The sequence below is a fragment of the Pseudomonas sp. GL-RE-26 genome (assembly GCF_019956275.1).
GTDB classification, from domain to species: Bacteria; Pseudomonadota; Gammaproteobacteria; order Pseudomonadales; family Pseudomonadaceae; genus Aquipseudomonas; species Aquipseudomonas grandcourensis.
In genome coordinates, this window is sequence record NZ_JAHBDI010000055.1 from 68404 (window position 1) to 90158 (window position 21755).

The 21755-nt window shown below is 61.4% G+C and carries 18 protein-coding genes; 13 read left to right on the forward strand and 5 right to left on the reverse strand.

Annotated elements, in window-relative coordinates; all coding sequences use genetic code 11:
- Positions 1 to 28 precede the first annotated feature (28 nt).
- The 8 genes from ribE to KGB07_RS24490 all read left to right on the forward strand — a co-directional run bounded on the left by ribE (position 29) and on the right by KGB07_RS24490 (position 5523).
- Positions 29 to 505 (forward strand): 6,7-dimethyl-8-ribityllumazine synthase, encoded by a 477-nt coding sequence (ribE, locus tag KGB07_RS24455; protein WP_003228649.1) that lies wholly within the window; start codon positions 29 to 31, stop codon positions 503 to 505.
- On the forward strand, positions 502 to 1002 hold the full coding sequence (gene nusB, locus KGB07_RS24460) for a transcription antitermination factor NusB (protein WP_003185935.1): 501 nt from the start codon (positions 502 to 504) through the stop codon (positions 1000 to 1002). Before ribE ends, nusB begins: the two co-directional genes overlap by 4 nt.
- Positions 1003 to 1180: 178 nt before the next feature.
- On the forward strand, positions 1181 to 2146 hold the full coding sequence (gene thiL, locus KGB07_RS24465; protein WP_046041643.1) for a thiamine-phosphate kinase: 966 nt from the start codon (positions 1181 to 1183) through the stop codon (positions 2144 to 2146).
- Positions 2143 to 2646, forward strand: coding sequence for a phosphatidylglycerophosphatase A (locus KGB07_RS24470; RefSeq protein ID WP_007970166.1), 504 nt, complete (start codon positions 2143 to 2145; stop codon positions 2644 to 2646). The genes thiL and KGB07_RS24470 overlap by 4 nt, the downstream gene beginning before the upstream one ends.
- 53 nt (positions 2647 to 2699) lie before the next feature.
- A complete protein-coding gene (locus tag KGB07_RS24475) occupies positions 2700 to 3455 on the forward strand; it encodes a substrate-binding periplasmic protein (RefSeq protein ID WP_046041644.1) in 756 nt (251 codons plus the stop codon).
- 234 nt (positions 3456 to 3689) lie between these two features.
- The gene (ribA, locus tag KGB07_RS24480; protein ID WP_046041645.1) at positions 3690 to 4307 is read left to right on the forward strand and encodes a GTP cyclohydrolase II; all 618 of its coding nucleotides are present in this window, start codon (positions 3690 to 3692) and stop codon (positions 4305 to 4307) included.
- Positions 4304 to 4723, forward strand: a complete 420-nt coding sequence (locus tag KGB07_RS24485) for an MFS transporter (RefSeq protein WP_223466766.1) — start codon at positions 4304 to 4306, stop codon at positions 4721 to 4723. Before ribA ends, KGB07_RS24485 begins: the two co-directional genes overlap by 4 nt.
- Positions 4723 to 5523, forward strand: coding sequence for a cobalamin-binding protein (locus tag KGB07_RS24490; RefSeq protein WP_223466767.1), 801 nt, complete (start codon positions 4723 to 4725; stop codon positions 5521 to 5523). The genes KGB07_RS24485 and KGB07_RS24490 overlap by 1 nt, the downstream gene beginning before the upstream one ends.
- 149 nt (positions 5524 to 5672) lie before the next feature.
- Here the strand turns inward: KGB07_RS24490 and KGB07_RS24495 are convergent, their stop codons facing one another.
- The 5 genes from KGB07_RS24495 to KGB07_RS24515 all read right to left on the reverse strand — a co-directional run bounded on the left by KGB07_RS24495 (position 5673) and on the right by KGB07_RS24515 (position 12118).
- Complete coding sequence (locus KGB07_RS24495; protein ID WP_223466768.1) at positions 5673 to 7556, reverse strand: TonB-dependent receptor domain-containing protein; 1884 nt, start codon at positions 7554 to 7556, stop codon at positions 5673 to 5675.
- Positions 7557 to 7713: 157 nt separating this feature from the next.
- On the reverse strand, positions 7714 to 9612 hold the full coding sequence (gene dxs, locus KGB07_RS24500; protein ID WP_046041649.1) for a 1-deoxy-D-xylulose-5-phosphate synthase: 1899 nt from the start codon (positions 9610 to 9612) through the stop codon (positions 7714 to 7716).
- A gap of 91 nt (positions 9613 to 9703) precedes the next feature.
- Positions 9704 to 10591 (reverse strand): polyprenyl synthetase family protein, encoded by an 888-nt coding sequence (locus KGB07_RS24505; RefSeq protein WP_223466769.1) that lies wholly within the window; start codon positions 10589 to 10591, stop codon positions 9704 to 9706.
- Positions 10588 to 10830, reverse strand: a complete 243-nt coding sequence (locus KGB07_RS24510) for an exodeoxyribonuclease VII small subunit (RefSeq protein ID WP_007970180.1) — start codon at positions 10828 to 10830, stop codon at positions 10588 to 10590. Before KGB07_RS24510 ends, KGB07_RS24505 begins: the two co-directional genes overlap by 4 nt.
- Positions 10831 to 10972: 142 nt before the next feature.
- Positions 10973 to 12118, reverse strand: a complete 1146-nt coding sequence (locus KGB07_RS24515) for a Fic family protein (protein ID WP_223466770.1) — start codon at positions 12116 to 12118, stop codon at positions 10973 to 10975.
- A gap of 279 nt (positions 12119 to 12397) precedes the next feature.
- On the opposite strand from KGB07_RS24515, the gene KGB07_RS24520 reads away from it, so the two are divergent.
- From KGB07_RS24520 to KGB07_RS24540, 5 genes are read left to right on the forward strand one after another with little or no spacing between them, the layout of a single operon-like run.
- On the forward strand, positions 12398 to 13189 hold the full coding sequence (locus KGB07_RS24520; protein ID WP_223466771.1) for a YfaP family protein: 792 nt from the start codon (positions 12398 to 12400) through the stop codon (positions 13187 to 13189).
- Positions 13190 to 13228: 39 nt separating this feature from the next.
- Positions 13229 to 14941, forward strand: a complete 1713-nt coding sequence (locus tag KGB07_RS24525) for a DUF2138 domain-containing protein (RefSeq protein ID WP_223466773.1) — start codon at positions 13229 to 13231, stop codon at positions 14939 to 14941.
- Entirely contained in the window at positions 14938 to 15576 is a 639-nt protein-coding gene (locus tag KGB07_RS24530; RefSeq protein ID WP_223466775.1) for a DUF1175 domain-containing protein, read from the forward strand. Before KGB07_RS24525 ends, KGB07_RS24530 begins: the two co-directional genes overlap by 4 nt.
- Positions 15573 to 20132: an alpha-2-macroglobulin family protein gene (locus KGB07_RS24535; RefSeq protein WP_223466777.1), complete on the forward strand. Its 4560-nt coding sequence runs from the start codon at positions 15573 to 15575 to the stop codon at positions 20130 to 20132. The genes KGB07_RS24530 and KGB07_RS24535 overlap by 4 nt, the downstream gene beginning before the upstream one ends.
- The gene (locus KGB07_RS24540) at positions 20110 to 21753 is read left to right on the forward strand and encodes a DUF2300 domain-containing protein (protein ID WP_263290491.1); all 1644 of its coding nucleotides are present in this window, start codon (positions 20110 to 20112) and stop codon (positions 21751 to 21753) included. The genes KGB07_RS24535 and KGB07_RS24540 overlap by 23 nt, the downstream gene beginning before the upstream one ends.
- The last annotated feature ends 2 nt before the right edge of the window (positions 21754 to 21755 follow it).

The window sequence follows — 21755 nt, forward strand, 5'->3', positions numbered from 1 at the left end:
CGTCCCGGCTCTTTAAGAGATCTATCGAATGACCCTGAAGACCATCGAAGGTACCTTCATCGCCCCTAAAGGCCGCTACGCTCTGGTAGTGGGCCGTTTCAACAGCTTCGTCGTTGAAAGCCTGGTCAGCGGTGCAGTTGATGCCCTGGTTCGCCACGGCGTGAGCGAAAGCGACATCACCATCATCCGCGCGCCTGGCGCCTTCGAAATTCCGCTGGTTGCGCAGAAAGTCGCCCAGAAAGGCGAATTCGCGGCAATCATCGCCCTGGGCGCGGTCATTCGTGGCGGCACTCCGCACTTCGAATACGTGGCTGGCGAGTGCACCAAGGGCCTGGCCCAGGTGTCCATGGAGTTCGGCGTTCCGGTCGCTTTCGGCGTCCTGACCGTTGATTCCATCGAGCAAGCCATTGAACGTTCCGGCACCAAGGCCGGGAACAAAGGTGCTGAAGCTGCCCTGTCCGCTCTGGAAATGGTCAGCCTGCTGGCGCAGTTGGAGGCCAAGTGATTAGCGACGAAAGCGATCGTTTCAACCCGCGCGATCCAAAGCCTGCGGATGCCGGCAAGCCATCGAAAAGCGTCAAGCGTCGCGAAGCCCGTCAGCTCGCAACCCAGGCGCTGTACCAATGGCACATGGCCAAGCAGTCGCTGAACGAGATCGAAGCGCAGTTCCGGGTCGATAACGATTTCAGCGATGTCGACGGCGCGTACTTCCGCGAGATCCTGCACGGGGTTCCGCAGTTCAAGACCGAAATCGACACCGCGCTCACGCCATGCCTGGACCTGACCATCGAAGAGCTGGACCCGGTTGAACTGGCCGTTCTGCGCCTGTCCACCTGGGAGCTGCTCAAGCGCGTCGACGTGCCGTACCGCGTTGTGATCAACGAGGGTATCGAACTGGCCAAGGTCTTCGGTTCCACCGACGGTCACAAGTTCGTCAACGGTGTGCTCGACAAGCTGGCCCCGCGTCTGCGTGAAGCTGAAGTCAAGGCGTTCAAACGCTGATTAGCGCTTGGATCTAGTGTCCTGTCTCGCCGATACGTTCGTTTTTTAGCGAGTGACTGGTGTTGTCAGACAAGGCGCCGCGACGAGTCATAGCGTGCTATGGCGAGGAGCGGCAACGCAGTATGGCGACACCAGACGCCGCTAAAAAATGAACAGTATTGGTGAGACAGGATACCCAATGGGTGAGTTTGAGCTGATCCGCAATTTCTTCGCCGCCGCGCCTTGTGCGCAGGGCGGCGAAGGCGTTGCCCTCGGGATTGGCGATGACTGCGCCTTGCTGGCTGTTCCCTCCGGGGAACAGATGGCGATCTCTACCGATACGTTGGTGGCCGGCGTGCATTTCGCCGATCCCTGCGATCCGTTTCTGCTCGGTCAGCGCTCGCTGGCCGTTGCGGTCAGCGACCTGGCCGCCATGGGCGCTACCCCGATTGCCTTTACCCTTGCCCTGACCTTGCCGACGGTGACCGCCGATTGGCTGCAAGCCTATGCCCGAGGTTTGAACCAGATGGCGCGAAGCTGTGGCGTGGCGCTGGTGGGCGGTGACACGACCCGCGGGCCGTTGAGCCTGACCATGACCGTGTTCGGGCGCGTGCCGGCCGGTCTGGCGCTGACCCGCAGCGGTGCGCAACCGGGCGACCTGCTGTGTGTCGGCGGCAACCTGGGCAATGCCGCCGGTGCCTTGCCCTTGGTGCTCGGCCAGCGCACAGCCGAAGCGAGCATTGCCGAGCCGTTGTTGGCGCATTACTGGTCGCCGCAACCGCAGCTCGGCTTGGGTCAGGCGCTACGGGGCAAGGCCACTTCGGCAATGGATATCTCTGACGGACTGCTCGCGGATTGCGGGCATATCGCGCTGGCGTCGAAGGTCGGTATCGAGGTCGAGCGGGATCGTTTGCCGCTGTCGCAGAGCCTGGTCGACTTTCTCGGCCAATCGGATGCACAGGTTGCGGCCTTGAGCGGCGGCGACGATTACGTCCTGGCCTTCACCTTACCGTCCGTCGAGTTGCCGCTATTGCTGGCCGATGGCTGGCCGATCCATGTGATTGGGCGCGTCGTGAATGGGCAAGGTGTGACACTGCTGGATGCCAACGGACAAGACATCACCCCGCAAGCCCGGGGTTATCAACATTTTCGGGAGTCACCGTGACAGATCATCCCAAACAGGTTCCGGCGGAATTCGTACCGCCGTCGGTCTGGCGTAATCCATGGCATTTCCTGGCGTTCGGCTTCGGCTCCGGCACCTTGCCAAAGGCGCCTGGCACTTGGGGGTCGCTGGTTGCGCTACCCTTTATTCCGTTGTGGCAAATGCTGCCCGACTGGGGTTACTGGCTGATGCTGGGCATCACCATGCTGTTCGGCTTCTGGCTGTGCGGCAAAGTGGCCGACGATTTGCGGGTACACGACCATGAAGGCATCGTTTGGGACGAAATGGTCGGGATGTGGATCACCCTGTGGCTGGTGCCGGAAGGTTGGCAGTGGTTGCTGGCGGGTTTCTTGATGTTCCGCTTCTTCGACATTCTCAAGCCATGGCCGATACGCTGGATTGACCGGCACGTACATGGCGGCGTGGGCATCATGCTCGATGATGTCCTGGCCGGGGTGTTCGCCTGGTTGGCGATGCAGGGACTGGTGTGGTTTTTCGCCTGACCGGGGATTTCCAGGCGTTGATCATGAGAGCTGTTTATCGGGGGAAGCGGGGGATGGCTGTACGCGGATTGATGGTGATGGCGTTCGCGATGTTTTGCTCTTTTGTCCAGGCGGGGGGAGGGAGTGCTGCGCCGCCGTCGGTGATTCATCTGGCCAGCGAAGACTGGGAAGACTACACCGCCGCTGACGGTCATGGACTGGGTTGGGACGTACTACGGCAAGTGTTCGAGCCGGCGGGCGTCAAGGTCGACATCCGCACCGAACCCTACTTGCGTTCGCTGGGCCTGGCCGAACGTGGCGAAGTCGATGCCTGCGTCGGATCCTATCGTGACGAGTCCGAGGGTGTGCTCTATCCCCATTGGAGCTTCGACACCGATCACATCTATGCCCTGGGCCTGGCCAGCAGTCCGGTACCCACCCCGCAAACCCTGGGCAATTATCGACTGGCCTGGGTCCGCGGCTACGACTACCAGGATTACTTGCCCAATGTGCGCCACTTCGACGAAGTGCAGCGGCGTACCGGCATCGTGTCGATGCTGATCCACAATCGTGCCGACTTCTACATCGATGCCCTGACCGAAGTCGATTATGTCATCAACCGCGCCAAGGATCCGTCCCAGCTGCGGCGCACCCATATCGCCGAGTTGCCGCTGTATCTGTGCTTCGCCAAGACCCCGAAGGCGCGCACGTTAATGGCCCTGTTCGACCAGCGCATGGAGCAACTGGTGAAACGCGGCGAGCTGAAACCGATTTTTGAACGCTGGAAACAGCCGTATCCGTTTGATTCGAATGCTTCCCAGAGCCGATGACCGACACAGAACCCTGTGGGAGCGAGCTTGCTCGCGATGGCAGACTTTCCGTTGACGAATACGCTGCCGATACACCGCAATCGCGAGCAAGCTCGCTCCCACAGGGTATGTACCGGGGCGTATATCAAACATTTTGATAGTTATCGCCGATAATTCAGCCTAAGCGTCCTCCGGAACCTGCTGTTACAATGCCGGCTCTGCGAATCTTCAGACTTTTAGATCAGGAGCACACCGGTGCCTGTCGCTTTTGTCGCCGCTTGCAAGCTGCCAACACCTTTTGCGCAATTCACCATGCATGGCTTTCTCGATGAAGCCACCGGCCGCGAGCACGTTGTGCTGAGCCTGGGTGAGTTCGATGACGGTGCCCCGGTACTCGGCCGGTTGCACTCCGAATGCCTGACGGGCGATGCCCTGTTTAGCCAACGTTGCGACTGCGGCTCGCAACTGGAAGCTGCCTTGCAGGCCATCGCCCGTGAAGGTCGTGGCGTGTTGCTCTACTTGCGTCAGGAAGGCCGTGGCATTGGCCTGCTGAACAAGATCCGCGCCTATGAGCTGCAAGATGGCGGCGCCGATACCGTTGAAGCCAACGAACGTCTGGGCTTTGCCGCCGACCAGCGTGACTACGCCATGTGCCTGCCGATGCTGGAGCACATGGGCGTGAAGTCCCTGCGCCTGATGACCAACAACCCGCGCAAGGTCAAAGCCTTGACCGACATGGGGATCGTGGTCGCCGAGCGCGTGCCGCTGCACACCGGCCACAACCCGCATAACCGACTCTACCTGGCAACCAAGGCCAGCAAGCTCGACCACATGATGGGCAATGAGCATCAGGGCGAGGTTGACCGGGCGTGACCCGCGGTCAGGTGCGGCGGCGACTGTCCGTCAACTGGTGGCAATACCTGGCACTGGCCTTGTTGCCGCTGTTTGTGATCAATGTGCTGTTCGGCCAGGGCGAAGCCATTCTGCCGGTGCTGGTGATGCCGTTGTTCATCGCCGGAGTCGCCTCGATGTTTGTCAGCCTGAAGTTTTTCGGCGCCTACAAACACGCGCTGATCGCCACCCAGAAAGCCCTCGATACCCCTGACGAACCTGCCGCCTGGATCAGTCTGGCGGCCAAGCGGCGCACCGCATTCCTGGCCGCCGGGCTGCCGGCCTGGATCGGTGCCCTGGCGGTGTTCGTCGGTCTCGAAGCCGTGCCGCTGATGTTGCTGGCACTGTCGACCGCCGTGCTGTTCTACCTCTACCGTATTCCGCGTCAACTCGGTTGATGCGCGCGCTCTGGCTGGCGGTGTTGCTGCTGGCCGCCAGTGGCCCGGCCATCGCGGTCGAACGGGTTGTCAGCCTCGCACCGTCGCTCTCTGAAATCGTCGTTGAATTGGGTTCCGCCGACCTCTTGGTGGGTGTGCTGGACGCTGGTGAACGACCTGCCGAACTCAAGGACCTGCCTTCCGTTGGCCGCTATGGCCAGCTGGATATGGAGCGCTTGCTCAGCCTGAAACCCGATCTGTTGCTGCTATGGCCTGGTAGCGTCGGCCCGGCCCAGCGTGACCAGCTCAAGCGACTGAATATTCCCACCTACGTCGCCGAACCCCACAGCCTGGACCAGCTCGCCGCACAGATCGAGACCATAGCCGCTCAGCTCGGTCGACCTGAGCGCGGAATTTCATTGGCCAGCGATTTACGCCAGCGGCTGGATGAGTTGCGTCAGCGCTATCGCCGGGACAAGCCGTTACGAGTGTTCTATCAAGTCTGGGATCGGCCGCTGTACACGGTTGGTGGTGAACAGATCATCAGCGATGCGCTGGAGGTCTGCGGTGCGCAAAACGTGTTTGCCGACCTGAAACTGCCGGCACCGCAAGTCAGTGTGGAAGCGGTGTTGCAGCGCAATCCCGAGGTGATTCTGGCCAGCGAACAGGCGCAGCTCGATGCGTGGAAAGCCTGGCCGCAGGTGGCGGCCGTGGCACAGGGACAGTTGCGCCTGGTGACGGACAAGGGCCTGGAGCGGCCGAGTGGGCAGATGATTGAGGCAACTGCCAAACTCTGCCAGTTGATTGCACCGAATTTGTAACTGTGGCGAGGGAGCTTGCTCCCGCTGGGCTGCGAAGCAGCCCAAAAACTAACACTGCAATTTGTCTGATTGCCCCGGTCAGCGTTGATTGCGACTGCTACGCAGTCGAACGGGAGCAAGCTCCCTCGCCACAATGATTCGCGCCAGCCTCAGCTCTCCGGCGTCCAGGTCACCCCGAACATCCACGCCCGACCTTCCTCGCGATACCCGTACTGGCTACCTTGGAAGCTGTACAGCGCCCGGCTGTAACCCTTGTCCAGCAGGTTATCGACCTTCAGCTCCAGTTGGACTTCACGATTGAGCTCCCAACTGCTGCGCAGCCCCAACAAGGCATAACCACCCAACGGTTGTTGATTGTTCAAGTCGTCAAAGCTGCTGCTGACCGCTTGCCAACTGGCGCCGAGGCCCAGGCGATCGAACTGACGGTCCAGATCCCAGCTCAAGGTGCGCCGCGCGCGACGGGCCAGGGTGTGGCCCGTGTCACGATCTCGTGGGTCGATGATCGCCACGCCCAGATTGCTCTGCCAGCCGAACAGTTCCTGCTTCAGCGCGGCTTCGAAGCCGTTGATCCGCGCCGAGGCGACGTTTTCAGGGCGTGAGTTGCTGCCGAAAATGATCGCGTCTTCAAGGTCGGTGCGATACAGCGACGCCTCCAGGCGACTGTTCTCGGTCAATTGGCTGCGCCATTGCAGCTCATAGCTTTTCGAGGTTTCAGGCTTCAGGTCGGGGTTGCTGAAGTCCGGGTAGTACAGGTCGTTGAACGTCGGCGCGCGGAAGCCTTCGCTGTAGGTCAGCAGCACTTCGTTGTCCGGGTTCAGCGGCAGGGTGAAGGTGCCACTCCAGGTGTTCTGGCTGCCGAACTGCTGGTTATCGTCGTGACGCAGGCCCAACTCCGTGGAGAAACTGTCTGCCTGAAAGCGATGCTGGATAAACGCGGCTCGGTTCCAGCGGCTGTCTTCGTCGAACGCCGTGGTGCTGTTGATCCGGTCTTCGTACCAGTCACCACCGAGCATCAGGCTGTTGCGCTCGTTGAGCGTCAGGTCGTTCTGCCAGGTCACCGAGTCGCGATAGGTGTTGAATACGGTGCGTTCATCGCTGAGCTTGTCGAGGGTCTTCTCGCGGTTTTCACTGTGGCCGACATCAACGCGGGTTTTCCAGAGATCGTTGATCCGTGCATCGACATAGCTGCTGACACTGCTTACATCGAAGTCGCTGTAGGGCTGTTGCTGGACCGACTCGAACGTATTCATGTCGAAGCGGCCGAACGGGTTGTCGAACTCGCTCTTGCCACGGTTATCCAGCAGGTTGGCGCCGACTTCGATGTCTTCCGTCAGGGCGTGACTCAGGCTCAGGCTGAGCGACTTGTTACGATATTCGTCATGGTCGCCATCACTGGGATACGACTCATGGGTGCGATTGATGCCGGCGGTTTCATCGAGGCTGGCGCCGAGGTTGAAGCGGGTTTGCTCATCACCGCCGGACAAACCGAGACTGCGCTCCCATGTCTGGTTGCTGCCAAATCCCATGTGCAATCGAGGTTGCAGGCCTTGCTCACCACCACGGCGGGTGAAGATCTGGATCACCCCGCCAATCGCATCGCTGCCATAAATCACCGAGCGGGAGCCGCGCAGCACTTCCACGCGCTCGACCTGCTCGATATTGATGTGTTGCAGGTTGCTGTCGCCGGAGGTCGAACTGCCGATGCGTTGGCCATCCACCAGCACCAGGCTCTGGGCCGACTGGGTGCCACGGATGTAGACACCCGGAATGCTGCCGCGCCCGCCGGACTGCGAGACTTGCACACCCGGTACCCGCCGCAACAGGTCAGTGACGCTATCGGGTTGCAGGCGATCGATGTCTTCGCGGGTGAATACGGTGTTGGCGGCGCTACTGTCGTTACGCGCTTCGACCTGGCGGTTGGCGCTGATCAACACGTCGGGCAGCTTCAGGGCCTGGTCGCGTTCGAAGGTGTCGGCCAGCAATTGACCGGCCGGCAGCAGGGTCAGCGTCAGGGCGAAGGGGGAGAGTTTCATGGGGAGTCCGTTGGTGCTTTGAGGCGAATACAGTTTTGATAGACGCTGAAAACCACTGTGGGAGCGAGCTTGCTCGCGATAGCGGTGTATCAGTCAGCATTTGAGTCGACTGACAGGCCGCCATCGCGAGCAAGCTCGCTCCCACAGGGTTTTGCGTTTAGATGTTGAGCAGTTGCAGGCGCTCACGAATGGACGCTTCGATTCCCGCCTCATCCAGACCGCACTCAGCCAGCATTTGCGCAGGCTTGGCGTGTTCGACGTAAATGTCCGGCAAGCCCAGGTGCAGCACCGACTTGAGGATGTTTTCGCGGGCGAGGAATTCGCTGACCGCGCCACCGGCGCCGCCCATGATCGCGTTTTCTTCGACGGTCACCAGTAGCTCGTGGCTGCCGGCGATTTCGCGAACCAGCGCTTCATCCAGCGGCTTGACGAAACGCATGTCGACCACGGTCGCGTCCAGCGTCTCGGCGACTTTCAGGGCTTCGGCCAGTTGCACGCCGAACACCAGCAGGGCGACTTTGCTGCCCTGGCGGCGGACTACGCCTTTGCCGATCTCGATAGGCTCGAGGTCTTTCTCGATGGTCGCGTTCGGGCCGTTGCCCCGTGGATAACGCACCGCCGCCGGGCCTTCGTACAGATGGCCGGTGGTGAGCATCTTGCGCAGCTCGTTTTCATCGCTCGGGGTCATCACCAGCATGCCGGGGATGCAGCGCAGGTACGAAAGATCGAAGCTGCCGGCGTGAGTCGGGCCGTCTTCGCCCACCAGACCGGCGCGGTCGATGGCGAACAGCACGTCGAGATTCTGCACGGCGACGTCATGCACCAATTGGTCGTAACCGCGTTGCAGGAACGTCGAGTAGATTGCCACCACCGGTTTCGCGCCTTCGCAGGCCATGCCGGCGGCAAACGTCACCGCGTGCTGCTCGGCAATGGCCACGTCGAAGTAGCGCAGCGGGAAGCGTTCGCTGAAAGCGACCAGGTCCGAGCCTTCCTTCATCGCCGGGGTAATCCCGACCAGGCGTGGATCGGCAGCCGCCATGTCGCACAGCCATTCGCCGAACACACCGGAGTACTTCGGCCCGCTGGCCTTTTTCGGCGCGGCGGCCGGGGCGTCCAGGGGTTCAAGTTTGGTGATGGCGTGGTAACCGATCGGGTCGACTTCCGCTGGGGCGAAGCCTTTGCCTTTCTTGGTGACGACGTGCAGGAACTGCGGGCCTTTCAGATCGCGCATGTTGCGCAGGGTGGCGATCAGGGTCGGCAGGTCGTGGCCATCGATCGGGCCGATGTAGTTCCAGCCCAGCTCTTCGAACAGCGTGCCGGGAACCAGCATGCCTTTGGCATATTCTTCGGTCCGACGGGCGATTTCCCAGGCACCGGGCAGGCGCGACAGCACTTTCTTGCTGCCTTCGCGCATGCTCGCGTAGGTGCGGCTGGAAAGGATCTTCGCCAGGTAGTTCGACAAGCCACCGACGTTGCGTGAGATCGACATGTCGTTATCGTTGAGGATCACCAGCATGTTGGCGTCCACTTCCGGCGCATGGTTCAGCGCCTCGAACGCCATGCCCGCGGTCAACGCGCCGTCGCCGATCACCGCGATCGCCTTGCGCTCGCTGTTTTGCAGGCGGGCGGCAATCGCCATGCCCAGCGCGGCACTGATCGAGGTGCTGGAGTGGCCGACGCCAAAGGTGTCGTACTCGCTCTCGGAGCGGCGCGGGAACGCAGCGACGCCGTCCTTCTGGCGCAGGGTGCCCATGCGCTCGCGGCGACCGGTGAGGATCTTGTGTGGATAAGCCTGATGACCCACGTCCCACACCAGCCGGTCGTCCGGGGTATCGAAGACGTAATGCAGCGCGATGGTCAGCTCGATCACGCCCAGGCCGGCACCGAAATGCCCACCGGTCTGGCCGACCGTGTAGAGCAATTCCAGGCGCAACTCATCGGCCAGGGTTTCCAGCTCGGCTTCGCCTAACCGGCGCAGGCCGTCCGGCGTGTTCGCGCGGTCGAGCAGGGGCGTGGTCGGGCGCTTGCGGGGAATCTCATGAAACGTCGTGGGCATCAGGCGAATCGTTATAGGTATAAAAGATGCGGCAGTTTACCTGATGCATCGTCCCCTGCCCACGCGTTGGTCTTTTTTGGCGCAATCGCCTTCAGCTGCGGCGATCGACGATATACCGGGCCAGATCGCGCAACGGCTCGGCCGCCGCGTCAAACGGTCGCAGAGCGTGCAGGGCCTGGTCGCGCAGCTCCAGGGCATAGGCCTTGGCGGCGTCGAGGCCGAGCAGGGCCGGGTAGGTCGGCTTGTCCCGGGCAATGTCGGCGCCCTGGCGTTTGCCGAGGGTTTCGGTATCGCTTTCGACGTCGAGAATGTCGTCCTGCACCTGGAATGCCAGGCCGATGGCCTGTGCATAAGTCTGCAGGGACTTGAGTTCGTCTTTCTCGGCACGGCCGCTGGCCAGGGCACCGAGCTTGACGCTGACCTCGATCAACGCACCGGTCTTGTGCCGGTGCATGTACTCCAGGGCTTTCTGGTCGAGCTTCAGACCGACCGAGCCGAGGTCGATGGCCTGACCGCCGACCATGCCCGCCGGGCCTGCGGACAGTGCCAGGGCGCTGACCATTTGCAGGTGGACCTCGGCGTCCAATGTGCTCAGGCGCGGGTCGAGCAGGGCGCTGAAGGCCAGGCTCTGCAAGCCGTCGCCGGCGAGGATCGCGCAGGCTTCATCGAATTTCTTGTGGGTGGTGGGCTGGCCGCGACGCAGGTCGTCATCGTCCATCGCCGGCAAATCGTCATGCACCAGCGAATAGGCGTGGATCAGCTCCACGGCACAGGCCGCGCCGTTGGCTTGCTCGGCTTTGCCGCCCAACGCTTCGCACGCGGCGTAGGCCAACAGTGGACGCACCCGTTTGCCGCCATTCATCACGCTGTAGCGCATGGCTTCATACAGACGCGCCAACTCGGGGCCCGGTGCAGTGAACAGGGTTTCCAGAGCCGCATTGACGCGGGCCTGGCTGGTTGCCGAGTACGCAGCAATCATTCTGGCTGATCCGCGTCGAAGGGTTCCTCGGCCAACTCGCCATCGCGCTCGAGCAGCACCTGAACCTTTTGCTCTGCCTGGGCCAGCGCCGCCTGGCAATCGCGGGTCAGACCGATGCCTTGCTCGAAAGCGGCCAGCGAGTCCTCCAGCGACAATTCGCCATTCTCCAGACGCTCCACCAGCGTTTGCAGGTCGGCGAGGGACTGTTCGAAATCCAGTGCAGCTTTTTTGCGGGCCATGGCGGCGATTTCCGGTTGACGTTAAACCGGCGCGACACTAGCAGATAGGGGGGGTATGGGCAAATGAGCGGGGGGATTTGCTGTCGCAATTTCTGGATGAACAAACACTGTGGAGAGGGAACAAGCTTCCTGTCTACAGGCATCAGGTGTCCGTCGTATCGGGGTATTTGATCTGGTACCGGGTACTGCGCCCACCACCGGGCAGGCGTTGCAGGCAGTCTTTGTTCAGCAGTTCGCTCAGATGACGGGTCGCGGTCGCTTTGGATACTTTGGCGACGGCCTGGTACTGAGCCGCACTGATGCCGTGCTCGAAGCCTCTTTCGCCGCCATCGAGCAAGCGATTAAGTACCTTTGTTTGCTCGGCCGACAGCTCGGATCTCTGGTGTGCCTGCCAGAATCGCGCCTTACCCAGCACACTGTCGATCCGCGTCATAGCTTGTTGCAGGCTGCGCAGAAGAGTTTGCAGGAACCACTCCAGCCACTCAGTGACATCTGTCGTAGCCTTTTGACTGGTTTCCAGCACCCGGTAGTAACCGGTGCGATCCTCAAGAATGCTTGCCGACATTGCGTAAAAACGAATCGCCTGAGCCTCGCCCTGTGCCAATGCAAGATCGGTGATGGTGCGTGTGAGACGACCATTGCCGTCATCAAAAGGGTGGAGTGTGACAAACCAGAAGTGTGCGATGCCAGCACGCAGCAATGGGTCGAGTCCGGCCTGGTTTCGGCCGCTCTCAAACCAGTCGAGGAAGATTTCGAGTTGACGCTCAAGGCCCAGACGAGGCGGCGCTTCGAAGTGCACGGTCGGCTTGTCGAGACGACCGGAGACGACCTGCATCGGTTCGTCGCCTCGCAATGCACCGACACGTATCGCCCGGGCGGCGAGGTCGCCGTCCTGCTCCGGAAACAACCATCCATGCCAGTGCAGCAAGCGATCCAGCGTCAGCGGCTCGGCAAAATGCTGAGTAGCATCGAGCATCAATTGCGCAAGACCTTCACTGCGTTGGCTGACTCTATCGCCATCAAGTAGATCCAGGCCCAAGCGTCGAGCCAGCGACGAACGAACGGAGCCGACGTTCAGTTGTTCTCCTTCAATGGCCGAAGAGGTGACGATGTTTTGCAACAACGCATCCAGCTCACTTTGCGCGCTCAGCGAACTGCCCACGGAACTGGCCATGCCCATTAGCCGACCTTGAGCTTGAACGCACTCGCGTAACAAGGGCGCCAGGCGTTCGGCATTCCAGGTGAACCCCGGCCAATCAGGCTGCTGCCATATCCATTGAGGTGTCATGAACTTGATGCTCTAAGTGGGCGGTGAGCCGATTGGAAAGGTTATTCGGCTCACATAATGAGCCGAATATGGCTCGTATTCGGCTCACCGTCCACCCGTTACCGTGATTCCCACCGCAATTTCGGAGCTATCCGATTGTTAAAAAACATCCGAATGGCTAACCTTTGCGCCATCTACGACCCAATAGTCACGGGTCTTTCAGACGAAACGCAGTATTCACATCTGTGACGCGCCCAGGATCAGGCGCAAGGTTTCGTCCTGCATGGCAGGAGGCGTCGCATGCGCTCATTTCTTTTGCTGCTGATCGGGCTGGTTTTCGCGCCTGTGATTCTGGCTGCGCCGAATGCCGAGTTGTCGGAGCCGGTGGGTGGCTGGCGTTACAACGGTCTGCTGGACCGTAGCGAAAACCCGCAAGTCGCCTATCCTACGCCGCCGATTGATCGGGGCGTGCAGCGCAATCGCACGATGATCGAAGGCCAACTGAAGGCCCTCGGCACCCAGCGCGGGCCGCACACCTTGGCGGTCAACGGCAATCCGCTGAACCTCTATACCGACGAGCAAGGGCGTTTTGCCCGGCCCTATGCGTTTGGCGCCGGCTCCAACGGCGTCGAAGTGCGCAGCGCCGAAGGCCAGTCCCTCAAGCGTGTTCAATTCTATGAAGCCAACAACCTGCGCACCCCGGCGCGGATTCGCGTGGTGCTGGGTTGGGATGATCCGAAAGCCGAACTCGACCTGCATATTGTCACGCCCGATGGCCAGCATGCCTTCTGGGCGCACCCGGCCTTGACCAATGGCGGCGGTCTCGACCCTGACGGCGTCGATGGCCCGGGTCCGGAAATGTTCACCATGACCGCACCGCTACGTGGCACCTATCTTGTTTACGTGAACTATTGGGGCAACTTCGGCAGCGGCGGCTATAACTTCGATGAGTCCGGCAATCAGAACGAGGTCATTACCTCGCAAATCAATCTGGTGCTCAACGAAAACACCGTCGATGAAAAACGCGAGACGTTCATCGTGCCCCTGCGCGCAATCGGCGACCTGCTGCTGGTCAAGACTTTCAACTACTAAGCATCCCCGCTCCACGGATGAACATCGGGTTTTGTGAACATGAGTGATAGCACTGTTACTCCGGCCGCTGGCGCACCAGCGGCCAAATCTTCCCTGCATTGGCCGACGCTGCTGATCGGGATATGCCTGGTCGTTGGCGTGGCTGCTGGGTTGGGGTGGTTCATGCACAAACCCAAGGCCCCAGCGCCTGTGTTGGCCAGTGACAAACTGGGCATGAGCCGCCCGGATGGCCTGCTGGAAACCCATTCCCTGAGCCAGTTGCCCAAGGACCTGCTGGCGGTGCCGTTCTTCAAGGAAACCCTGACCGAAGACTTCGTCTTCTATTACGAAACCCATGCCGACCGCCTGGGGTTGATCGGCAGCTTGCGGCGAATCATCTACGAACATGACCTGAAACTGCAGGACACCTTGATCGAGCAACTGTTCGATCAACCGGCGGACGTAGCGTTGTGGCGCGGGGCGGATGGGCGGCTCAAGGATTTCCTGCTGGTGATGGATCGCGGCGGGTTGGCCAAGGTGCTGGAGCCGCTGGCCAAAGTGGCGCTGGACGACTCGCAGTTGAGCAAAGTCGCTGACGTGAAGGTCGGCACCGACGACGTGGGGCTCTATCAACTCAGTTACAACGCGAGCAAGGCGCTGCTGTTCGCGTCCCATGGCGACAAATTGGTGGTGCTGTCCAATCCGGCGAAACTCTACGATCCGCAAAGTGGCGCAACGGAAGAATCGGGCAGCGTGTCGACCACGGCCATTGCCGCGTTGCTCAATGGCGACAAACTGTTCCCCGAAGCCTTCGGCCTGCCGCCTCGTACGCCGGAGGTGAAACAACGCCTGTCGGTGAATGCCAGCGTGCTGGCCATGGGTTATCAACGCTTCATTCCGAATTTCGCCGGTTTGCGTTTCGACATGGACGACAAGGGCTGGCACAGCTTCCTGGCCATGGATGAACTGGAGAATCAGCCGGACTTCGATTTCAAACCGATCTGGCAAGCCATGCCCATGGGCGCCAGCGCTTGCGTGGCGTTGCCGCTGGCTGCCGAGCAACAGAAACCGCTGCTGGTGAAACTCGGTGCCGAGGAGAAGGTGGCTCAGGCGCTGACCGAACACATGGCCGGCGCGGCGGGCCTGTGCTGGTATGCCGATTCGCGGTTGTATACGCCCTTGCTGGTGGCAAGCCTCAACGATGACGACAGCGGCAAACTCGATGGGGATTTGGGCAGCCTGTTCGGCTCGATGGTCGGCGGCTACGAGAGCAATGTCGAAGAAGGGGCCTTCCCGGTGGCAGAAAAACAGGAAGGCCAGAGCCACCAGTGGCAACGTCAGGTCAGCTCCAGTTTCGGTCCCTATGCGGCCAAGGACGCTCAAGACCCCGACGCCATCACCGGCAAGGCGTTCATGAAAGTCAGTCTGGCGCGGCATGGTTCGACGCTGCTGTTTTCCCTCGACGACAAGCTTGTGGACAAGGCCCTCGGCACCCTCGACAAACGCTTCCCGCCGATGGCCGATGTGGTGCCCAAGGACCTGCTGATGCCGGTCTATTTCGGCCCGGATTCCATGGCGCAACTGATGCAGCAGGAAACCCTCGACAGCCTGCCCCAGGACATGGAGCCGGTGTTCTACAACGCCGCGCAAACCTACCTGATCCCGAAACTGCGCAAGCTCGGCGGCTACGGTAAATACGCCCTGACCTTGCCCGAAGGCAGCGAGCCGGACGGCCACTGGCAGTGGCTGCCGCTGGAGTGGAAAGCCCTGTGACGGCATTGATCCGAAGTCTCGGCCTGCTGGCGCTGTTGCTGAGCGCGGGTGCCCGCGCTATCGAGGCGCCGTCGCTCGACCCACAGCAATCCCAGGTCTTCCGTGCCTGGTTCGTGCGCATCGCCCAGGAGCAACTGAGCCAGGGGCCGAGCCCCCGTTGGTATCAGCAAGACTGCGCCGGGCTGGTGCGCTTCGCCGCCAATGAAGCGCTGAAAGTCCATGACGACAAATGGCTGCGCAGCAATGGCCTGTCCAATCGTTACCTGCCGCCGGAGCTGCAACTGAGCGACGCCCAGCGCGGTCTTGCCCAGCAATGGCAGCAGGGCGGCGGCAAGGTCGGGCCATACGTCAATGCAATCAAATTGATTCAGTTCAACAGCCATCTGGTCAGCCGCGATGTGTCTCAAGCACGCCCTGGCGACCTGATGTTTTTCGATCAGGGCGACGACCAGCACCTGATGATCTGGATGGGCCGTTACATCGCCTATCACACCGGCACCAGCACACCCACCGACAACGGCATGCGTTCGGCAAGCCTGCAGCAACTCATGACATGGAAGGACACCCGATGGATACCCGACGCAGCCAACCCCAACTTCATCGGCGTCTATCGACTGAATTTTGTTTCCCAATGACCGGTGCCCGCATGCTGCGTTTTCTGTCTCTGATGTTGGTATTGGTGCTGCCGTTCTCGGCGGTTGATGCCGACGACTCGGTCCCGTCCAGCGGCTATGCGCCGGTGGCCGGCGAGAGTTTTTTCCTGCTGGCCGACAGCAGTTTTGCCAGCGATGAACAGGCGATGGTGCGTCTCGAAGCGCCGGGCCGCGACTATCGCCGGTTTCGCATGGAGCCCTACGGCGGCGCCGACATTCGGGTGTATCGCATCGACAGACCGCTGGATTTTCTCAAGCGCCAGAAGAACCTGCATCGAGTGGTCAGCGATGGCCAGTTCAAGGGTGAAGGTCTGTCGAACACCCTCGCTTACCTGTGGGATAACTGGTATCGCAAATCCCGTCGGGTGATGCAGCGGGCGTTTTCCTACGAGTCGCGTAAACAAGTCACCGAGGAAGTGCCGGAACTGAAGATGGGCAATGCGATGGCCGCGCCAACGCCCTACGATGCGCAGCCGCAATTCGCGCTGATACCGGGTTTGCCGGTGGTCAGCCAGTTCCGTTATCCGTTGTGGCAGGCCAAGCCGATCCAGCCACCTGCGGGGGTGAACCTGGCCGGTTCTTCCAGCGAGTTCGTCAGCGTCGCGCCGGGCAACGTGTACATCCCGTTGGGCAATCTCAAACCAGGTCTTTATCTGGTGGAAGCGCTGATCGGCAAGTACCGTGCGACCACTATGGTGTTCGTCTCCAACACCGTGGCGGTGAGCAAGATCGCCGGCGACGAATTGCTGGTGTGGGCCGCGCGCAAACACGAAGGCAGTTCGGTGCCGAAGGTCAATGTGCTGTGGACTGACGGCCTCGGCGTGATGAGCAGTGGCGCCACGGATGCCGATGGTTTGCTACGCCTGAAACACGTCAGCCCCGAGCGTTCGTTCGTGATCGGCGAGGACGAAGAGGGCGGGGTGTTCGTCTCCGAGAACTTCTACTACGACAGTGAAATTTACGACACTAAACTCTATGCTTTCACCGACCGGCCGCTGTATCGGCCGGGGGACTGGGTGTCGCTGAAAATCGTCGGGCGTGAATTCAAGAACGCGCGGGACTCGGTGCAGCCAAGCGCGGCCGACGTCAATGTGACCGTGCTGGATGCGACTGGCACGGCGCTGCAATCCCTCGATCTGAAACTCGATTCCAAGGCTGGCACCCAGGGCCGTTTCCAGTTGCCGGACAACGCTGTGGCCGGTGGATATGAATTGCGTTTCAACTACAAGGATCAGGCCTACAGCAGCGCCTTTCGCGTCGCTGAATACATCAAGCCGCACTTCGAGATATCGCTCAATCTGGCCAAGCAGGATTACCGTACTGGCGAGCCGGTCAAGGGCAACCTGGTGCTGCTGTACCCGGACGGCAAGCCGGTGGCCAATGCGAAATTGAGCCTGAGCCTGCGCGCCCAACAGCTGTCGATGGTCGACAACGAATTGCAATACCTCGGGCAATTTCCGGTGGAGCTGACCAGTACCGAATTGACCACCGACGCCAAGGGCAATGCGTCCCTCGATTTGCCGGCCGCCGACAAACCGAGTCGTTACATGCTCACGGTGTTTGCCAGCGACGGTGCGGCGTATCGGGTCAAGACCACCAAGGAAATCCTCATAGACCGCGGCGCGGCGAATTTCCGCTTGAGCGCGCCCAGGCGCTTCAGCGCGGTGGGTGACAAGGTTGCCTTCAGCTACACCCGCGAAGGCGAGCAGGTCGACGCCGTTACGCCAGGCAGTTTCAGTTGGGTACGCCTAGAGGACCAGAGCACCGGCGAAGGCAAACTCGCGGCAACCGACAAAGGTTTCACCCTGGCCTTTGACCGGCCGGGCACCTACAACCTGACGCTCAAGGATGATCATGGCCGGGTGGTCGGCGCCACCGGCCATTCGGTTACCGGCGAAGGTGTCAAAGCCGTACCCGGCACCGTGGAAATCGTCCTCGACAAGCCCGAGTACATTGCAGGCGATGAAGCGCTGGCGCTGATCACTTTCCCGGAACCGGTCAGCGATGCACTGCTGTCTCTGGAGCGCGACAAGGTCGAAGCCACTGCGCTGCTGTCCAGGGGAGGCGACTGGCTGAAGATGGAAAAGCTCAGCGATACCCAGTACCGCGCGCGCATCCCGGTGAAGGAAGGTTTCGCGCCGAACCTGACGTTCTCGGTGCTGTACACCAAGGGCGGCCAGTACAGTTTCCAGAACGCCGGCATCAAGGTGGTAACGCCACAGATCGACGTGGCCATCGCCACCGATAAAGAAACCTACCAGCCGGGCGAAACCGTCTCTGTAGACCTGACCACCCAGTTCGCCGGCAAAGCGATTCCCGCGCACCTGACGGTCAGCGTGGTCGATGAAATGGTCTACGCCCTGCAACCTGAAGTCGCGCCGAGCATCGACCAGTTCTTCTATCACCCACGCCGCAACAACGTGCGTACCAGCGCCAGTTTGTCGTTCATCAGTTATGACGTCGCCTTGCCGGGCAGCCCCGGTGCACCGGGCAAAGCCAATCGCAGTGAGCGGGGCGTGAAGGTGTTGGAGCGACCCCGTCGTGAGGATGTCGACACCGCTGCGTGGCAACCTGAATTGCTGACCGATGCCAACGGCAAAACCCGCTTCACCTTCAAGATGCCCGACTCCCTGACCCGCTGGCGCATCACTGCCAGGGCCATTGCCGATGGCGGTCAGGTCGGGCAGAAGAAGCAATTCGTGCGCTCGGAAAAACCGCTGTACCTGAAGTGGAGCGGCCCGACTCGATTCCGCGCTGGCGACAAACCGGAGCTCGGTGTGTTTGCTTTCAGCCAGGCCGAGAAACCGGTCAAGGCCGAACTGGTCACCCATTTCGCCGGCAACGAACAGCGTGTGCCTGTGACCCTGAACAGCGGCATCAACTACATCCCGTTGCCGACCTTTGAACTGGCCAATGGCGAGTGGAGCGCCGAACTGGTGCAGGATGGCAAAACCGCTGATGCCCTGGCGGTACACTTGAGCGCGACCGGTGAAGGTTGGCAGGTGACTCAAACCCAGAGCCTTGATGCGGGTGAGGGCGATACGCCGCTGACGTTGCCGGCAGACGCCAGTGATATCCGCCTGCGTCTGGACGACAGCCCGCAAGCGTTGTTCCGTTCTGCACTCGACGATCTGCTGAGCTACCCCTACGGTGGCGTCGAGCAGACCGCCAGCCGCCTGTTGCCGTTGAGCATTGCCTACCCGACGCTGGCGGCGAATGCGCAGATCCGCGATCGCCTGCGCCTGATCATGCAAAACAGTCGCTTGCGCCTGGTACAAATGGCCGGCCCTTCGGCGAGCTTCACCTGGTGGGGCATGGACGGCGAGCCGGATGCCTTCCTCACCGCCTACGCCTATTACGCCGACTGGCACGCCAGCCAGGTGCTGGAACTGAGCCTGCCGCCGGAGCATTGGCAGCGGGTGCTGGAGGTCTACGCCAAGCAGGCGAAGAACACGCCGCTGTTGCAGCGGGCGCTGATCCTGTCGTTCGCCAAACAGATGCAGTTGCCGGTCAATACCTTGCTCAGTGGCTTGATGGATGACCTGGCGAAAGCGGGCGAGGGCACTGCCGCGAACCTGATGGAAGACGGCGAAGACAGCCTCGTCATGAGCGATCCGGATTCAGCCTTGGGGCTGGCGGGCGCACGAGTGCTGACGGCATCGCTGGCCAGGCAGGCGAAGGTCGCATTGCCGGATGCGTTCAACCGTCAACTGGCCGACGCACAGCAACGTCTGGCGGTCAGTTCCCAGCCGTTTGCCGAAGCGCTGAACCTGTCGCTGCAACCCTTCGATCAGTCTCACGCCCAGGCCTTGCTGCAACGCCTGTTGCCGCAGCAATCGACCCTGGAACGTGCATTGGCACTCACCTGGCTGCAACGCAGCATCGAGCAGGCATCGCCCACCATTGCATTGGCGCCTGGTGACGGCTGGAAGAAGCAGTACGGGGTTTCTGGTGAGATGTATTGGACGTGGCAGGGGCCTGCGCCAGTGCCGACGGTATTGACGCTGACTGGCGCGCAAGAGCGTCCGCTGCGCGCTGCATTGAGCTACCGCAGCCAACTGCCGGCGGTCGATCCGATGGCCGTGACCATCACCCGTCGCCTGTCGCGACTGGTGCCGGGGGATGAAGCCTTCACCTTCAAACTCGAAGCGGTCGGCAACGCGTCGTTGTCCAGCGACAACCTCTATCTCGATGAAGTGATCGTCACCAGCAAAGCCGCCAGGCCGTTGCGCTATGGCCTGCTGGAGGTGCCGCTGCCACCGGGTGCCGATGTCGAACGCACGACCTGGGGCATCAAGCTCATGGGCAAGGCTGGCACCGAACCGACATCGCTGGAGAAGGCGCGATTCGAACCGGGGCAAATGGCTTATGCCGTTCCGGTCGATGCCTTGAGTGGCGAATTGCGCCTGCGGCACTTGGTGCGTTTCTCGCAGAAGGGGCAGTTCAACTTGCCGCCGGTGCGTTTCACTCAAGTTTATGCGCCGCAGCATCAGGCGCTTGAACAAAAAGCCGCCCTTGGCCAGGTCACGGTTCACTGACGTGCACAGGCTGCTGATAGGTTGGTTGCTGTGTTTGATCCCTGTGCTGGCAACGGCGCAGGACGAACCTTTGCGCCTGGCCTTCAAGGGCGATTTGTTGTCGCTGAGCCGAACGCAGGTGATCACCCGCGAGCCATTGCCGCCGACCTTGCAGACGCCACTGGGCAGTGTGTGGAAGTTGTTCGTCTACGCCTGGCTGGTGGACACCGGCGCGCGCGAGCCGGCTTACGAATGCCGCGGGCAGTCGAAAGAAGAGGTTTATTGCTGCACGGCGGGCGGCAGGATCGAGCGTGATCAGGCGTTGGTGAAGTCATGCGGTCTGTATTTCGAACCCGCGCGGCTGGGCATTCGTGATGCCGACTGGCGAGCCTATTGGCAGGCGCGGCAGGCGCCGCAATGGTTGCTGGATTTGCCTTCGTTGCAACCAGCTACCCGGGTTTCGGTGGCGGAACTGTTGAAGGTGTTGGCCGTGCTGCCGGCGCAGGATCAAGCCCGGCGAGTTTTGCTCGATGTGCTGCTCAATGCCGCTGATGGTCATGTCGTCGGCGAACTCGGCAGCCGCCTGCGGGTGAAGACCTGGAGCTGGCTGGCGGATCAGGATGCAACATCGCGTCAGGGCGGGTTTGCCGGTTGGACGGCGGACGGTACCCCGGTCTGGGCCGGTGGACGCGGTACCAGTCAACGGGTACTTCGAGATTACGCGCAGGCACTGTCTACGGTGATTCCTGTTGCATGGCCTACGGATGCAGGGCAGTGCGTAGAGGTCGACCTGTTCTCCCGCTATCCGCTTCGGCGCGTGCTGTCAGGGAGCGGTGTGGTGTCCTCCGGGGCGTTGCAGGGTGATTACCGCGTCGAATTCGCCAACGGCAATGGGCTGGATATCCACAGCGACGGCGAACTGTTTCTGCTGAACCACAAGCTCGTGGCTCGTCTGGATCGCGAAGAGTACGTCGCCCGCGTTCTCCAGCGCGAAGCCAGTGCCGAACCGGTCGAGGCCGCCAAAGCCCTGACCGTGGCCATTCGCACATACTTGCTGCAAAACGCCACGCGCAGCGGTGACTGCCTGAGCATCGACGACAGCAGCAGCCGCCAGCGGGTCGCACCGCGTCCGGCGTCGTCCGAGTCTCGCGATATCGCGGCGTGGACCAGCGACCTGGTGCTGGCCGGCAGCACCGTCACCTACCATTCCGATCAACCCGGACCGGACAAATTGTCCTGGCAGCAAGCCGTCGAACAGGCCCGTGCCGGCCAGCGCTACGACGCCATCCTGCTGCACGCCTACCCACGCGCCAGTCTCAGTCGCTGGGACAACCCGGTCGCGTCCTGCGAAGCGTTGCCCGCCGCACAAGAATGGCTGCAGAAACAACGGCGCGGCTGGCGCCAGAAACTTGAAAGCGAAACCGGCTACAGCGAAGTCAGCACCTTCGCCGTATGCCGCCTGGCCTTCGGCCGCCCCTATATCGACCGCGAACGTCTGCGCATCTACGTGCGTGGCGCGCAGACACTGCAAGACCGCCTCGACCTGACCCATGAATACCTGCACCTGGCCTTCGAAGCACATCCCAATGGCCAGGATGAAACCTACATCGAAGGGCTCGCCCGCCACCTCTTGCTGGAATAGTC

Coding starts and splice junctions, on each gene's coding strand:
- ribE (WP_003228649.1), top strand. CDS start 29: ATGACCCTGAAGACCATCGAAGGTACCTTCATCGCCCCTAAAGGCCGC.
- thiL (WP_046041643.1), top strand. CDS start 1,181: ATGGGTGAGTTTGAGCTGATCCGCAATTTCTTCGCCGCCGCGCCTTGT.
- KGB07_RS24475 (WP_046041644.1), top strand. CDS start 2,700: ATGGCTGTACGCGGATTGATGGTGATGGCGTTCGCGATGTTTTGCTCT.
- KGB07_RS24490 (WP_223466767.1), top strand. CDS start 4,723: ATGCGCGCGCTCTGGCTGGCGGTGTTGCTGCTGGCCGCCAGTGGCCCG.
- KGB07_RS24495 (WP_223466768.1), bottom strand. CDS start 7,556: ATGAAACTCTCCCCCTTCGCCCTGACGCTGACCCTGCTGCCGGCCGGT.
- dxs (WP_046041649.1), bottom strand. CDS start 9,612: ATGCCCACGACGTTTCATGAGATTCCCCGCAAGCGCCCGACCACGCCC.
- KGB07_RS24505 (WP_223466769.1), bottom strand. CDS start 10,591: ATGATTGCTGCGTACTCGGCAACCAGCCAGGCCCGCGTCAATGCGGCT.
- KGB07_RS24510 (WP_007970180.1), bottom strand. CDS start 10,830: ATGGCCCGCAAAAAAGCTGCACTGGATTTCGAACAGTCCCTCGCCGAC.
- KGB07_RS24515 (WP_223466770.1), bottom strand. CDS start 12,118: ATGACACCTCAATGGATATGGCAGCAGCCTGATTGGCCGGGGTTCACC.
- KGB07_RS24520 (WP_223466771.1), top strand. CDS start 12,398: ATGCGCTCATTTCTTTTGCTGCTGATCGGGCTGGTTTTCGCGCCTGTG.
- KGB07_RS24525 (WP_223466773.1), top strand. CDS start 13,229: ATGAGTGATAGCACTGTTACTCCGGCCGCTGGCGCACCAGCGGCCAAA.
- KGB07_RS24535 (WP_223466777.1), top strand. CDS start 15,573: ATGACCGGTGCCCGCATGCTGCGTTTTCTGTCTCTGATGTTGGTATTG.